We start from the raw sequence: 13,046 nt of genomic DNA, 5'->3' as shown, positions 1-13,046 counted from the left end.
GCCTAAGGTTTGGCGATCGCCCCTGGCGGTACGGACTCCCTCAGGGGAACTATGATGAAGATCGCCGCTGTGGCCGCGATCGTGGCTCTCACCACGATCGGACCGGCTGCCGCCTCTGGGGACGGCATCGAGCAGCAGGAAGTGAGCAAGCAGCAATACCGGACGCTGACCGCCCAGTGCCGCTACGCCGACACACAGGCCCTGCGCCAGAAGTGCAGGCAGGCGGTCAAGGACAACTACCGAATCGGCCGGCGCAACCGTTCACTCGACTGCCGGACGTACTCCGGCGTGACGGTCTGCGGCGAACTGCTCCTCAGCAAGACCGAGCGCGCGTGCATCGACGAGTCCACCAGACAGGGCTTGGCCTATCGCCGCGCCGAAGTGGAATGTTACGTGGCCTGACCATGATCGTCGCAGGTGTCGACGGCTCGCCGACCGGACTGCTGTCCGTCGACTGGGCCGCCAAGGAGGCAGTGCTGCGCGGGGTGTCGCTGACCGTGGCCCACGTGGTGCCCGACTGGGTCTGCCACCCGATCTCCGGCCGGTACGCGGAGGTGGGGAAGTGGATGCGCGACGGCGCCAAGGAGGTGCTCGCGGCCGCCGAACGGCGGGCCCGCGAAGAGGGCGCCGAGGTGACCACGGAACTCGTGCCCGGCGATCCCCGCGCCGCGCTGATCAAGACCGCCGAGCAGGCCGACCTGCTCGTCGTCGGCAGTCGCGGCCTGGGCGGCGTACGCGGGCTGCTGCTCGGCTCGGTCGCCCATGGTGTGGCCGCCCACGCCCAGACGGACGTCGTCCTGGTCCGCGACCCGCCCGCCGTTCCGCGCGGTGAGCTGGTGGTCGGCGTCGACCGTTCCGAGGGCAGCCTCCGCGCGCTGAAGTTCGCCTTCGCCGAGGCCGAGCTGCGCGGTGCCAGGCTGCGCGCGGTGGAGGCCTTCGCCTGGCCGCGTCCCTCGGGATTCGAGCCCGCCGATCCGGAGGCCGAACGCGAGACCCGCGAGGCCCTGCGGACCTTCCTCGCCATACCCCGGCAATGCCATCCCGGCGTGGAGGTGATCGAGGACGTCGTGCACGGCCATCCCGTCGAGGTGCTGCGCGAGGTGGCGGCCGGCGCCGACCTGCTGGTCGTCGGCAGCCGGGGCCACGGCACGCTGAAGGGCATGCTCATCGGCTCGGTCAGCCAGGCCATGCTGCACCACGCGCCCGGCCCGCTCGCGATCGTGAAGGCTACATCCGTTTAGGGTACGGTCCCGCGGGTCACCGCCGTCCGCCACTCCCCCGGCCCGGTCCCGTCCTTCTGGACCGCCCCCCACCGCCCGCCGGTGGCTAACCGGCGGCCGGCACCGCCGCCGCCACGATGCCGGCCACGCGGGGCGCGGCCAGCCGTACGTAGTCGTCGGTGGCGAGCGCCAAGGAGCGGTCGAGGCGCGCGGCGTTGAAGTAGATCTCCGGCAGCTCCAGCAGCGAAGGATCGACCACCAGCTCAAGGCGGGGGTCATGGCTGAACGGCAACACCGTCCCGCTGACGCTGCCGGCCAGCTCCTCCGCCCGGTCCTTGTCGGCGAAGGCCACGTACGTGCCCTCCAGCAACCCCTTGACCGCCTGCAGATCCAGCCGCGCGTCGCCCGGCACGACGGCCAGCACGTGCCGGGTGCGCTTCTTGCCGATCTTGACCATCACGATCAGGCACTTGGCCGCCTGCTCGACGCCGTGCCCGCGCAGGGCGCTCACCTGCTCGGTACGCCCCTCCGCCGGATGGTCGATCACCCGGTACCGCGCCCCGCCCGCGTCGAGGTCGGCGATCAGCCGTTCATAGGCGTCCGGCCGCCGATCCTCCTCGCCCCCTTCGTAGGCGTCGGGACCTTCGTAGGCGTCAGTCGCGTCACCAGTCACTGCTCAACATCTCCTTGGCCTTGGCGATCCGGCCTTCGTCGCGCTGGTAGAACACCCACTGCTTGATCTTCGTGCCCCGGATCAGCCCCGCCTGGGCCAGCACCTTGAGATGCTCGCCGCAGGTGGGCCGGCTCACGCCCAGCTTCTCGGCGATGAACAGCGAACAGACGCCGTCGCGTACGAGATCGCCGTCACGCTGGGGGCCGAAGTGCCGCTCGGGGTCGCGCAGCCACTCAAGGATGAGCAGCCGCTTGTCACTGGCCAGCGCCTTGACCAGATCCACATCCACCGAGCCAGTATGGCAATAAGCTAATTACCTGTCCACGCCCGGAAAGCCCCTGAACCGCAGGTCCTCAGGACGTCTGCACCACCGGCGCGCCTTCGCTGGCCTGCACCAGCACGAACCCCTGCCCCCGGAACGCCAGCTGCATGGCCTCGCCGCTGCCCCGCCCGATCAGGGCCCCGACCTTCACCGTGCGGTTGACCCCGACCTGCAACCCCGTGCTCCAGCACACCGCCGCCTGCCCGTCCACGAACGTCGGCATCCGCGCCACGTCCAGCAGCACCGGCGTGCCGTGCGTGGTCACCGCCACCCACCCGGTGCCGGTCACCGTGGTGTTGAACAGCCCACCGGCCGCGACCCCGGCGCCCTGAACCCGCTGGATGTCCCACTTGAGCTCCGGCCCGAACGCCAGCAGGTTCCGCCCGTTGACCGTCAGCCCCTCATTCTCCAGGTAGAACAGGTGGATGTCGTCGGCGTTGTCGGCCAGATAGAGCAGCCCCTGGCCGCGTACCCGCATCAGGGAGGCCCCCTCCCCCGTCACGGCCTTCTTCAGCAGCCTGCCGAGCCCGCCGCCCTCGTAGTCGAAGTCCATCTGCCCCTGGAAGGCGACCATGGACCCCTGCTTGGCAAGCACCTCGTGCGGCAACTGGACCCGCAGCATCTTGTGGTTCTCCAGCGCGAACCCGCCGGGAAGCGGCTGGCCGGCCAGGTTGCCGAAGATCGAACTACGCACGTCGCGCCTCTCACGTCGATGGTCGTCGCCGCCGACGTGCACCCGGAGCCGGCCCGAGCGGCGTCATCTCCGCCGCTCCCACCACCTCCGGCACACCACTCCGGCGCCGTTCTACACCCCCATCAACTCGGCGCCCCGGAAGCGAGTTCCCGCACGACCTGAATGAGCTCGGCCGGATCGAACGGCTTGGTCAGGTACGCGTCGACCCCGATCCCCAGCCCCCGCCTCCGGTCGTCGTCCTGCGCCCGCGCCGTGATCAGGACGACCTTGATGTGACTGGTCGCCTCCTCCGTACGCAACTTCTCCGCCGTCGCCCACCCGTCCAGGCAGGGCATCATCACGTCCAGCGTGATCACATCCGGCATGACGTCCATCACGCGATCCAGACAGTCCTGCCCATCGGTGGCGGTCGACACCTCGAACCCCTCGAGGTTCAGGTTGACCGCGATGAGCTGCCGGATGACCTCGTCGTCATCCACGACCAGTACTTTGCCAAGAACGTCGCTCACGGGCGCAAAGCTAGCCCGTAGCGGGCCGGTCACGTGGGGTTTTCGCGGGATGCGTGCAAGGAGCGTTATCTGGTGCCGAGTGGTCCCCGGATGCTGATAGCCTTATCACTCGTCGCCCCCTTAGCTCAGGGGATAGAGCACCGGCCTCCGGAGCCGGGTGCGTAGGTTCGAATCCTACAGGGGGCACACCATCTTGATCAGCGGCTCAGGCCGCCGACCAGGGCAAACATCACAGATGCGGGCGGGCCTCCAGTCTCACGGAGCCCCGCCCGTTCTCGTTGTAGCCCACTGGTTGTGGGCCAACCTCGGGTGGCGGGCGCTTGGCCGATCCGGCGAGGTCGACACCAGCCAGCCTGAAGGCCGGCAGCCGCATGGTGGCACCTGAGAACGCCGCCAATGGACGGATAAGGCGCCCCCTTGCCGGGGCCGCATGGGCCTCGATCGACGATGCGACGCCGGTGGACATGTTGGGTTCGACGCGACGATCGCTGCGAGGTCAGGACCTTCTCCCTTCCCTGCGAAGCGGGACACAGCGGGAGATCCCTGCCAGTATGACGATGGGTCCCCTCCAAGGAGTGTCCAATGCGTGACGATGCGTTACTTCCTGCCCTCGTATCCGCCGCCCTGACCGATTACCGCGCGCTCCGTGACGCGCACGGCCCCTGCTGGGGCGAACCGTCTCTGTCCTACGTCGTCCAGGCATGGGCGACCGTCTTCCTCGATCGCCGTTACGACTTCTGGAACACCGGACTGCGCCAACTGGCCGAACGTTACCCCGACGTGCCCGCCGCCGAGCTGGAGGATCACCTCGGCGAGGTGGACCCCGACCGGGTGGTACGTGACGCGCTCGGCGGCGACGTCGTGGACAACCTGCCGGTGCTGCGCCTGACCCCCGGCGGCTGCGCGGTGGAGGCCGTCACGCGGATCGTGCTGGAGGGCGAACCGTGTCGTACGGCGTTGCTGCTCGACTCCAGCAGGGACGAACCGGTCACCGTGATCGTGGACGGCACCCGGTACACGGTGGAGGCGCGCGGGGCCAAGGTGGTCGAGGTCGCCGAGTCCGTCGTCGTCGACGGGCAGCCGGTCGATCTGGCGCCGCTGAGCAGGCGGGTGGCGGCGGCCAGGGTGCGGTTGCGCGCGGGGTTCCCGTGCCGGTGGAGCGTGACGAGCGCGAACGGCCAGGGCTGGTACCCGGACGGCGCGCCGCCCAAGCTGGACGCGCACCGCCGGCCGTTCTTCCATGGCGACGACCTCGTGGTCGCCGTACCCGCCGAACCCGTCACCGTGACCGTGACCAGAGGGATGGAGTACGACACCGCCGAAGTGACCACGACTCCGCAGGCCGGCGCGGAGACGCTGGTGGAGCTGGCGCCCGAACGGCTGTACGATGCGGCCGCCCGCGGCTGGTACGGCGGCGACCTGCACGTTCACCTCAACTGGATGGGCGAGGAGCCCGCCGCGCCCGAGCTGGCCGCCGCCGCGCAGCGCGGCGAGGACCTCCACGTGCTCAACCTGGTGGCGGGCAATGTGGCGAGCGAGCGCGTCTACGATGTGGAGGCGCTGGAGCAGTGGGTGGGCAAGGACCTGCCGTGGTCCGACGACCGGCACGTGGCCAGGATCGGCGTCGAGTACCGCAACGACGTGCTCGGCCACTGCACGGCGTTCGGGCTGCGCGGGCTGCCGAGCCGCTACCACTCGGGGTTCGGTACGGCGGACTGGCCGCCCAACGCGGCGGCGTGCGAGGAGCTGAAGGCACTCGGCGGGATCGTCTCCTACGGGCACCCGTTCCACACCGCGTTCGGTGACGACGCCCCGCCGGACGTCGTACTCGATCGCGGGCGGTCCTGCGCGGCCAGGGAGATCGTGGCCGATGCCGCACTGGGCCTGATCGACTCCCTCGATGTGCTCAACCACTCCTCCGTCCTGGCCACGGCGGCCGTGTACCGCCGTCTCATCGGCGCGGGCAACAGACTGGCGGTGACGGCGGGGACCGACGCCGTGCTGTCGTTCTGCCGCCGCGGCACCGCCTCCGCCCCGCCCGGCTGGGAGCGTGTGTACGCCAACGTCGCCGGCCCCCTCACCGCCGAGTCCTACGCCGAGGCGATCCTGCTCGGCCGTACGTTCGCCACCACCGGGCCGTGGCTGGAGCTCACGGTGAACGGGCACGGACCCGGCGACACGCTGGAGCTGCCGCCGGGACAGGAACTGGAGATCGCGGTCTCCACGATCGGGCCGGAGGTCGAGCAACTGGAGATCCGTACCGCTGCGGGCGTGCTCGCGCAGGGGCCTCCCGGGCGGCTGGTGGCCACGATGACGGCGGACGAACCGACGTACGTGGTGGCCGTGGCAACCGGCGGGCCGCATCCGCGCTCCCAACACCGGCGCGGCGCATACGCCCACACCAGCCCTGTGTACCTTGACGTCGCGGGCGGCCACGTGGCCAGGGAGGCGGACGTGCGCTGGTGCCTGGCCTGGCTGGACCGGCTGGAATCGATCCTGCGCGAGTTCGGCCGCTTCGACACCCCCGCCCAGCTGGACGACCACCTGGCCCTGTACGAGCGAGCCAGGCAGGTCTACCGCAACCGCCTGCCCTGACCTCGGTCCGCGGGAGCGCGCCCGGCCGCGGGGCGACGGTCCGGGCGCCGTACGGTCGCACGCCAGGAGCCAGGCGTGCTCGTGGATCAGGCGGACGCGTGGCAGGCTGCTCCGTCTGGTGTGGCCGGCCAGTTCGGCGCACTCGTCTGTGACGCGATTCAGCCTGTGTAATGAGGCACCACGGTAACGAATCGATACGTTTCACCGGCGAGCAAGAGCAGCGGTAAGACAGCAGCCGCGTTGCTCCGCCAGAGAAACATGATGGCCGACACGAAAAAGAAGAGGGCGAAACCAGATGCGGTCGTCGCCATCATCACCGCGTGCGGATCGCTGTAGTCCGGCATGGCCGGATCCCGATCGTCATCAGTAGGCACCAGGCTGGCCAGAGATGCAAGCAGCCCAAGTGATCCCGTGCACACGCCCATGGCGATACGCGCCACCCTGGAGTTCTCATGTGCCGCCGCCAAGCGACGCTGCTCTTCCAGCCTCCCCCGAACGGCCGAACCAAAGCGGCATGGCATTTCGACCGACGACTCGTGGTCACCGTCCACGACAAACGCCACTTGAATCGACGCGCCTTCAGAAGTGCGAACCACCGCCGCAAAGGCCATCGACGGGACAGAACGCCCGTGAACGCCTGACTCCCTTGCCGACGTGGCCCAGCCGGCGTATGCGTGGGACATCGCCTACTGGAGGAAACTTGGCTTCCAATCGATGGCCGATCGGCACCTTCATGCACCGGCTGACGGATGAGCTCCGCTCGGAGCTCCTCGGGCTGGGAACCTTGTGCTCGCTCCCGCCCGGACACGTGCTGATCAGGCAGGGAGATCGCGGCACATCGGTGTGGATTCTGCTGGATGCGCTGGTCAAGGTGACCGGGGGCGTTGAGAACGGCGTTGAGGCGACCCTGGCGATCCGGGTGTCGGGCGACGTCGTGGGCGATATGGCGGCCATGGACGGGTCGCCACGGTCGGCGACCGTGACCACCTGCGGACGCGCAGTTCTCCAACAGGTCAAAGGCCCGGTCTTCCGCTCTTTCGTCACCCGGCGGCCGGCGGCGGCACTGGCGTTGACGCAGGTCGTGGCCGAGCGCCTCCGTTGGGCCAATCAGCGACGCCTCGACTTCGCCGGCTACGAAACGAAGATCTGCCTGGCACGGGTGCTGATCGCGTTGGTCGCACGGCACGGCTGCGCCATGGACGACGGCGTGAGCATCGGAGTACCGCTCACAAGAGCCGAGCTCGGCATGCTGGTGGGCGCCAAGGAGATCACGACGCAGAAGGCGCTGCGCGAACTGGCCGCGGAAGGGGTCATCCGGCGAGGGCACCGCGACGTCGTGGTGAAAGATCTGGCGGGGCTGACCGCGCTCGCCGACCTACCGATCCTCGCCAAGCCATATTTCTAAGGCTTCTCCCGCCGGGTGGTGCCGCACTGTTGAGCCCACCCGGTCATTGGAGATGCCATGGTCACGCACGATTACCGCGTCCTGCTCACAGCGGACATCGAGAACTACGGCGGCCGTACCGACGCCCAGCAGCGAAACCTTCAGTTCGGACTGGTCAGCACCATCGAGACTGCGGCGGACCGCGTCCAGCTGGACCATGGGGCGTGGGAGCGCCAGGTGGGCGGTGACTCGCTGACCGTCCGCCTTCCCGCCGAGCCGGGCCCCTTCGTCACGATTCCTCTCCTCCTCGACCAGTTCCTGACCGAGCTGGACCTGGCCATCGCGGCCCACAACAGTCAACGCTCCGATCCCACCTGGGCCCGGATGAGAATGAGGCTGGCCGTTCACGTCGGACCGCTGCAGTTGGACGGCGCGGCCGGCTGGCCTGGGCAGCATGCGGTACAGCCCGCGAGGTTGCGCGACTCGGCACCGATCCGGACCGCCCTCGACACCTTCCGCGACGCCGATCTGGCGCTGATCGTCTCGCGTGAGGTCTTCCGCGACTACGTGTCACAGGGGCCGGGGCGGCCGAGGCCGTCGGAGTTCCTGGAGGTCGCGGTGGCGGAGAAGAAACAGGAGTACACGGCATACCTGTACGTCCCGCACTTCGACGTCCATGACATGGAGGTTCCGAAGTCTCCCCCGCCCGGAAACACCCCCTCATCACCGCCGCCGGGGACCGGGTCGATCAAGAACCGGGTCAAGAAGGGCGAGATCTTCTTCGCGCAGGGAGACATGCACGTCACTCGTGAACCGAAGCGGAGGGAGAAATGAGCGACTCTCCACCTGAGGAACCGATATCCGAACCCTCGCAGCAGGAAGTTCCGGCGATCGAGGCCGCCGTTCCGGAGGAAGCAGACGAGGCACCCCAGGAGCCGGACAACCCATCGATCCGCAACGAGATGACCGCCTCTGGACAGGAGTGGCTGGAACGTGAGCAGAGCCTGGACGACCTGTTCGCCGACGAGCGGCCCAGCGCCGGCACTCGGGATCTGTTCGGCCGCGTGCACAACCGCGTCAAGAAGGGGAACGTCTGGTTCGCCCAAGGCGACATCCACGTAACTCAGGGAGGGACCCAACCGACCGCGAAGATTCACGAGCTGACGGAGAACGAGATCGAGGAACTACGGCGAACGCTGGTACCGACCCGGTCGCAGGCCGAAACACGCAGGCTGCTCGACAGCGAACGCCTGGTCCTGCTCGGCGGCCCGGCGGAGACCGGAAAGGCGACCACGGCCGCGGCGGCGCTGCTCGACTGGTGCGGCAGGGCGAGCTGGATCAGTCCGCGCGGAGCGAGCACGCCGGACCCCCGCGAGTGGAAACTGGAATCGGGACACGGCTATTTGCTCGACCTGGTCGATACGCCCGAGGCCGTGGACAAGGTAGCCACGAACCTCAAGCGGGCCGGCGTCAACGCGGACTGCAGGGTGATCGTCCTGGTGCCGGGGCACATCAGCTCCACCGTCGCCCCCGTGATCGAGCACGACGCCCCGCCGAACGCCCGGATCTTCGCCAGGCACCTGTCCGTTCAGGCCTCAGGCACGCGGCTCGCCCCGGACGATCGGCGGCTGTTGGAGGAGGAGCTTCGTGCCCACTCCGCCCCCTGGCAGGTGGTCGAACTGGCCAAGCAGGTGGCCGCCACCTTGGAGGCCGGCACGTCCATCGAGGGCATGCTGAACCGGCGGTTCCACCGGATGCGCGCGAAGGTCGGCGAAGACCTGGAGAAGCGCAGGCCGACCCTGGGCCGGTGCTTCATGACAAGCATCGCCGTGCTCCATGGGCTGCCCGAGGCGGAGATCTCCGGTGCGGCGCTGGCTCTGGCCGAACGGCTCGACGATAAGTGGCGCCGTGATCATTCGCCGAAACCGGTCCAGCTCTGGGAGAAGCTCCCTCTCTGGCTGCGTTACGTGGACGCCGAGGCCACACCCGCCGGGCCCGGTGGCGGGCGGAGCATCAGGCTGAGACGTCCTCAGCTCGCGGCCGTCATGCTGCGGGTGATCTGGGAAGACCAGCCGACCATCCGTGACTCGCTGGTCGACTGGCTGCACTGGCTCGGCGGCGAGGGTTCGTCGCACACCAGGATCAAGGTCGGGCACGCGGTCGGGAAGCTCGCGACCTTCGACTTCGCCCTTGTGGACAAGCGGTTCCTGCAGGTGTGGAGCCGGTCCCGCCGCATGCGGGACCACCAGCTCGCCGCTCTGGCGCTGGAGGCAGCCGCCGAAGACCCGTCGATGACCCGCCGCGTTCACCTCCACCTCCGTTCGATGATCCAGGGCAACGACGTGACGAAGGCGATCGCCATCCGTGCCTATGCCTCGTCCGTCGGCCTCTCCGCCCCCGACCAAGCCCTCGCCGCGTTCAGGACCCTGGTCCTCACCAGGGGCGACAAGTTCCACCAGGACGTGGCCCAGTCCGTCGCCTATCTGTATCGCACGGACACCGCGCACACCATCCTGAACAGCCTCGCCGATTGGGTCGACGAAGGAGGGCCCGCAGGTCATCGCAGTGCCGCCCTCGCCTTCGGACGGCTGACCGCGCTACCCGTCCCGAGCCCCGAACGGCCGCACCTGAGCCGGCTCGACCCCCACCCCTCGCTGGTGACGCTCTGGCGCAACGCGCTCAGCCATGAGGAGGATGGCCGCCTGGTCGTGCCCGAGTCCTGGGACCTGCTGCTGAGCGAATGGCTGCGCCATTACGACGAGCGGCCCACCGTACGGGAGATCACGGACCAGATCTTCAGCCTGACCGACGGACGGAACGCCAAACGGGCCCTGCTCTACCTCCGGCTCTGGCGGCGCCAGGGCGAGATCGCCGCCGATCTTTACCAACACCTGCGTCAACTCGTTCAAAGGAGCTGATCCCATGCACAAATGGCTGGCCCCCATGCTCTACCACGTCCAGCTGAACGAGCCCGAGGCCGAACCGCCTGTCGACATCGAGCCGTTCGTTCTGACCGCGCCCGCCAAGGGCGACGCCTACGACTTCTCCGTCACCCTGCTCCGGACCGCGACCTCGGCCGGGAAGTCGGCCCGAGCTCTGCTCGACGACGAAGTGCCCGAAGCCGAAGCGGTTCTCCAGCGCGCGTGCCAGGAGGTTCGTGTGATCACCCGGCAGTTCGACATCACCGAGGCGGGTGCGGCAGAACGGGCCGCGAACGAGAAACTCCAATCGATCTCCGGCGCGATGACGGGCGTCTACAGGTGGACGGTCCGCGCCGAGGTGAACGTTCCCGACGAGGTCCGCCAGCTCAACCGCGACAGCCACAGGAAGCTGCACGGCATCAGATCCGACGCCGCCGCGGCCCTGCTGCACATCAGCAGCACCGACGAGGTCCGGCAGAAGTGGCAGGAGTTTCTCGCCGCCGTGGAGGGAAGCGCCCGCGTGGTGCACGCGATCCAACTGGCTGCCGCTCCGGAGCAACTGCCGCAGATCATCGCGGATCTCGACAAGCAGCGGCAGCAGGGCGCGCAGAAGCTGCTCGACACAGTCGACAAGATCATGCAGAGCTACGAGAAGGTGGACATGCTCGACTTCGTCGTCCGGAACGAATCGGTGCTGCGCAGCACCCTGGAACTCCTCGGTCTTCCCGTTCCGCCCCTGGAGGACGACACCCTGCTGGAAGGCAGAGCGTGACCCACCGTGCAGGCGTCATGCCTGCGCCTGCACGGTCACGGCGGGGAACCGGTGAGCACCACGTCGATGAGCGCCGCGCTCACCGTGGCCGACATTCCCCCGAGGAGCAGCCAGAACCCCCAGCGGATGAGGCGATACTTCCGCCCCACGATGCGACTGACCCGGTACAGCTGATCAGCGACCCGCTCCAGGTCGAGTGCCGATGACCGCATCAGAGCGCCGCCGACGGCCACCGCGGAGTCGAGGTGCAGGACATCGGCGTAGTACATGACGGCGTGGCTTTCCTTCCGCCGATCCAGGCGCGGATAGACCGCACCGGCGAGCACGACCACGGACGCCAGAGCTGCCGCCGCCCCTGCCCACCACAGCCACTCGACGGCGTTGGACATCTCGAAGGGGGACCAGCTTCCCGCGAGCAGGCCGCCTGCGACGGCGCCGAGGCCGATGCCGACGATGCCGAGGAGGACCTGGGCTTTGGCGTCCGCCCGGTTGAGCTCCTCACGGGCTTCCGTGAGTAATTGCGTTCCGTAGGCGCACGCGTCGTCCTCGGCCGCCCGCCGTTCGTCGGCGGGGGGCTGGCTGAAGGCTCGCACGATCTTGCGGAACACGAGAAACCTCCTCGCCGGGGGCGATCACAACGCAGAGCATTCCACGACCGCCGCGAGTTGAAGCCCGTACCGCTCTTCGCACCCGCTGCACACCACCTCAGCAGGAGGCTCTCTGCATATTGCGGACAGCACCGACGCGTGAGGCACCTTCTTCTTCTTCAGAGGGCCGGCCTGAGGCCCACCGTTGCTGGACGCCACCCGAAAATCATCTACAAGAACGGCTGTCGGTATCGGCGGTCGCGCACCTGGTCATAGATGGCGCGTAACCACGGCTGACGGACCTCCGGCAGGCGCGCCAATGTCCTGAGGAACACGTCCCAGTCTGGTCGGAACGGATTCCACGGCAACAGCGGTGGCGGATCATCGCGGCGGACCTCGTCCGGCATCCCGCCCGCCGCCGGGACGAGCCGCTGATCGTCGTGGAAGGCCATGTACATCCACACGTCAGCAGCCAGCGGCACCACCGCCTGTGCGCCAGTCGGCCACACCTCATCGGTCTGTGGATGCCGCGGCACCAGGGCCATGTCCGTGGCCGTGACGGACAAGCCGGGACCGGCCAGGACCAGGTCCCGTGTCGGCGGTCCCGGCGGGAGCAAGATGTCGATCGCCCTGCGAAACGCCTCGGCGACTGGTCCGTCGGGGACGGCCACCCGCTTGCCACCCGACACCGCGAGCAGCTGGGCCAGCGCCGCCCCGACGGCCGCCGTCCACACCGGGCTCCACCATCCCGGCTGCTCGATCGGTGGCGTGCCCGGATGCTCCTCTCGCAGCATCTCCCAGCCGACCGCCCGACGAGCGGGACCCTCGACGCTGACCGGACGCACGGCGCGCGGGTCCAGCCACACCACCTGCCAGAGCGTGCAGTCGTCAATGCGGGTCGCCACCGCCTGCCCGCACCTCTCGCACGCCAGATTCGGACCGTCACGACCGTCCAGCCCGAAGCAGGAGCCGTCGCACCGCTCCGGTATCAGCACGGTTCCGCAAACATTGCCCGGCGCGACCCCCACCGTTCCGGGCGGCCCGTACGACAGGGCGGACACCGGCGCATACACGCCGCGGGTCTCCGCTTCGTCCGCGCCCACCTCCTCCCACAGCCGCCACGGCGGTCCCGAAGGTTCCGGGTTCACCGCGTACGTCCCAGGCTCCAGGAACGCCGGCAGCAACTCGTGGCCGAGCTGCTGATCAGCATGGGCGGGGAGCGCGACCCGCGACAGCCGCGCCGTCAGCACGGCACCGCATCCCGCACACGCGAACACGACCATCCGCCCTCCCGCATCACAACGACTGGATCATGCTCACTCACATTCGGTCCTGGAGGAACCGCTCGTCACCGATTCGCCGCCGGTGA

Annotated in this window: 14 protein-coding genes and 1 tRNA gene; 8 read left to right on the top strand and 7 right to left on the bottom strand. The window is 68.8% G+C overall.

The genetic code is table 11. The features are described from left to right. Window positions 1–51 precede the first annotated feature (51 nt). On the top strand, window positions 52–402 hold the full coding sequence (locus ABZ459_RS15520) for a hypothetical protein (RefSeq protein ID WP_357970848.1): 351 nt from the start codon (window positions 52–54) through the stop codon (window positions 400–402). Window positions 403–404: 2 nt separating this feature from the next. Continuing rightward, window positions 405–1,241, top strand: coding sequence for a universal stress protein (locus ABZ459_RS15515; RefSeq protein ID WP_357970846.1), 837 nt, complete (start codon window positions 405–407; stop codon window positions 1,239–1,241). Between the two features lie 85 nt (window positions 1,242–1,326). Here ABZ459_RS15515 and ABZ459_RS15510 read toward each other — a convergent pair whose 3' ends face one another. From ABZ459_RS15510 to ABZ459_RS15495, 4 genes are all read right to left on the bottom strand, one after another. Further along, a complete protein-coding gene (locus tag ABZ459_RS15510; RefSeq protein WP_357970844.1) occupies window positions 1,327–1,893 on the bottom strand; it encodes a YbaK/prolyl-tRNA synthetase associated domain-containing protein in 567 nt (188 codons plus the stop codon). Continuing rightward, complete coding sequence (locus ABZ459_RS15505; RefSeq protein ID WP_352349708.1) at window positions 1,883–2,182, bottom strand: winged helix-turn-helix domain-containing protein; 300 nt, start codon at window positions 2,180–2,182, stop codon at window positions 1,883–1,885. Before ABZ459_RS15505 ends, ABZ459_RS15510 begins: the two co-directional genes overlap by 11 nt. Before the next feature lie 64 nt (window positions 2,183–2,246). After that, window positions 2,247–2,909, bottom strand: a complete 663-nt coding sequence (locus ABZ459_RS15500) for an AIM24 family protein (protein WP_357970841.1) — start codon at window positions 2,907–2,909, stop codon at window positions 2,247–2,249. 122 nt (window positions 2,910–3,031) lie between these two features. Next, the gene (locus ABZ459_RS15495; protein ID WP_352349704.1) at window positions 3,032–3,418 is read right to left on the bottom strand and encodes a response regulator; all 387 of its coding nucleotides are present in this window, start codon (window positions 3,416–3,418) and stop codon (window positions 3,032–3,034) included. Between the two features lie 114 nt (window positions 3,419–3,532). Here ABZ459_RS15495 and ABZ459_RS15490 point away from each other — a divergent pair. Both ABZ459_RS15490 and ABZ459_RS15485 read left to right on the top strand, forming a co-directional pair. Beyond that, window positions 3,533–3,604 (top strand) — tRNA-Arg (locus tag ABZ459_RS15490). 396 nt (window positions 3,605–4,000) lie between these two features. Continuing rightward, entirely contained in the window at window positions 4,001–6,013 is a 2,013-nt protein-coding gene (locus tag ABZ459_RS15485; protein WP_357970838.1) for a CehA/McbA family metallohydrolase, read from the top strand. A gap of 158 nt (window positions 6,014–6,171) precedes the next feature. Here the strand turns inward: ABZ459_RS15485 and ABZ459_RS15480 are convergent, their stop codons facing one another. After that, window positions 6,172–6,624, bottom strand: coding sequence for a hypothetical protein (locus tag ABZ459_RS15480; RefSeq protein ID WP_357970836.1), 453 nt, complete (start codon window positions 6,622–6,624; stop codon window positions 6,172–6,174). A gap of 89 nt (window positions 6,625–6,713) precedes the next feature. Here ABZ459_RS15480 and ABZ459_RS15475 point away from each other — a divergent pair, with 89 nt between their 5' ends. The 4 genes from ABZ459_RS15475 to ABZ459_RS15460 all read left to right on the top strand — a co-directional run bounded on the left by ABZ459_RS15475 (window position 6,714) and on the right by ABZ459_RS15460 (window position 11,090). Continuing rightward, window positions 6,714–7,418: a Crp/Fnr family transcriptional regulator gene (locus tag ABZ459_RS15475; protein ID WP_357970834.1), complete on the top strand. Its 705-nt coding sequence runs from the start codon at window positions 6,714–6,716 to the stop codon at window positions 7,416–7,418. 57 nt (window positions 7,419–7,475) lie between these two features. Beyond that, window positions 7,476–8,231 carry a hypothetical protein gene (locus tag ABZ459_RS15470; protein WP_357970832.1) on the top strand — a complete coding sequence of 252 codons (756 nt, stop codon included), beginning with the start codon at window positions 7,476–7,478 and terminating at the stop codon, window positions 8,229–8,231. Between the two features lie 128 nt (window positions 8,232–8,359). Continuing rightward, a complete protein-coding gene (locus ABZ459_RS15465; RefSeq protein ID WP_357970829.1) occupies window positions 8,360–10,315 on the top strand; it encodes a hypothetical protein in 1,956 nt (651 codons plus the stop codon). Window positions 10,316–10,340: 25 nt separating this feature from the next. Next, on the top strand, window positions 10,341–11,090 hold the full coding sequence (locus ABZ459_RS15460; protein ID WP_357970826.1) for a hypothetical protein: 750 nt from the start codon (window positions 10,341–10,343) through the stop codon (window positions 11,088–11,090). Window positions 11,091–11,125: 35 nt separating this feature from the next. On the opposite strand, the gene ABZ459_RS15455 is transcribed toward ABZ459_RS15460, so the two are convergent. Both ABZ459_RS15455 and ABZ459_RS15450 read right to left on the bottom strand, forming a co-directional pair. Continuing rightward, a complete protein-coding gene (locus ABZ459_RS15455) occupies window positions 11,126–11,698 on the bottom strand; it encodes a Pycsar system effector family protein (protein ID WP_357970824.1) in 573 nt (190 codons plus the stop codon). A gap of 209 nt (window positions 11,699–11,907) precedes the next feature. Then, window positions 11,908–12,960, bottom strand: coding sequence for a hypothetical protein (locus tag ABZ459_RS15450; RefSeq protein WP_357970821.1), 1,053 nt, complete (start codon window positions 12,958–12,960; stop codon window positions 11,908–11,910). Between the last annotated feature and the right edge of the window lie 86 nt (window positions 12,961–13,046).

This window comes from Nonomuraea sp. NPDC005692, assembly GCF_040631115.1.
Lineage (GTDB): Bacteria > Actinomycetota > Actinomycetes > Streptosporangiales > Streptosporangiaceae > Nonomuraea.
Note: the sequence above shows the minus strand (reverse complement) of the source record. Positions and strands in the feature narration are given on the sequence as shown.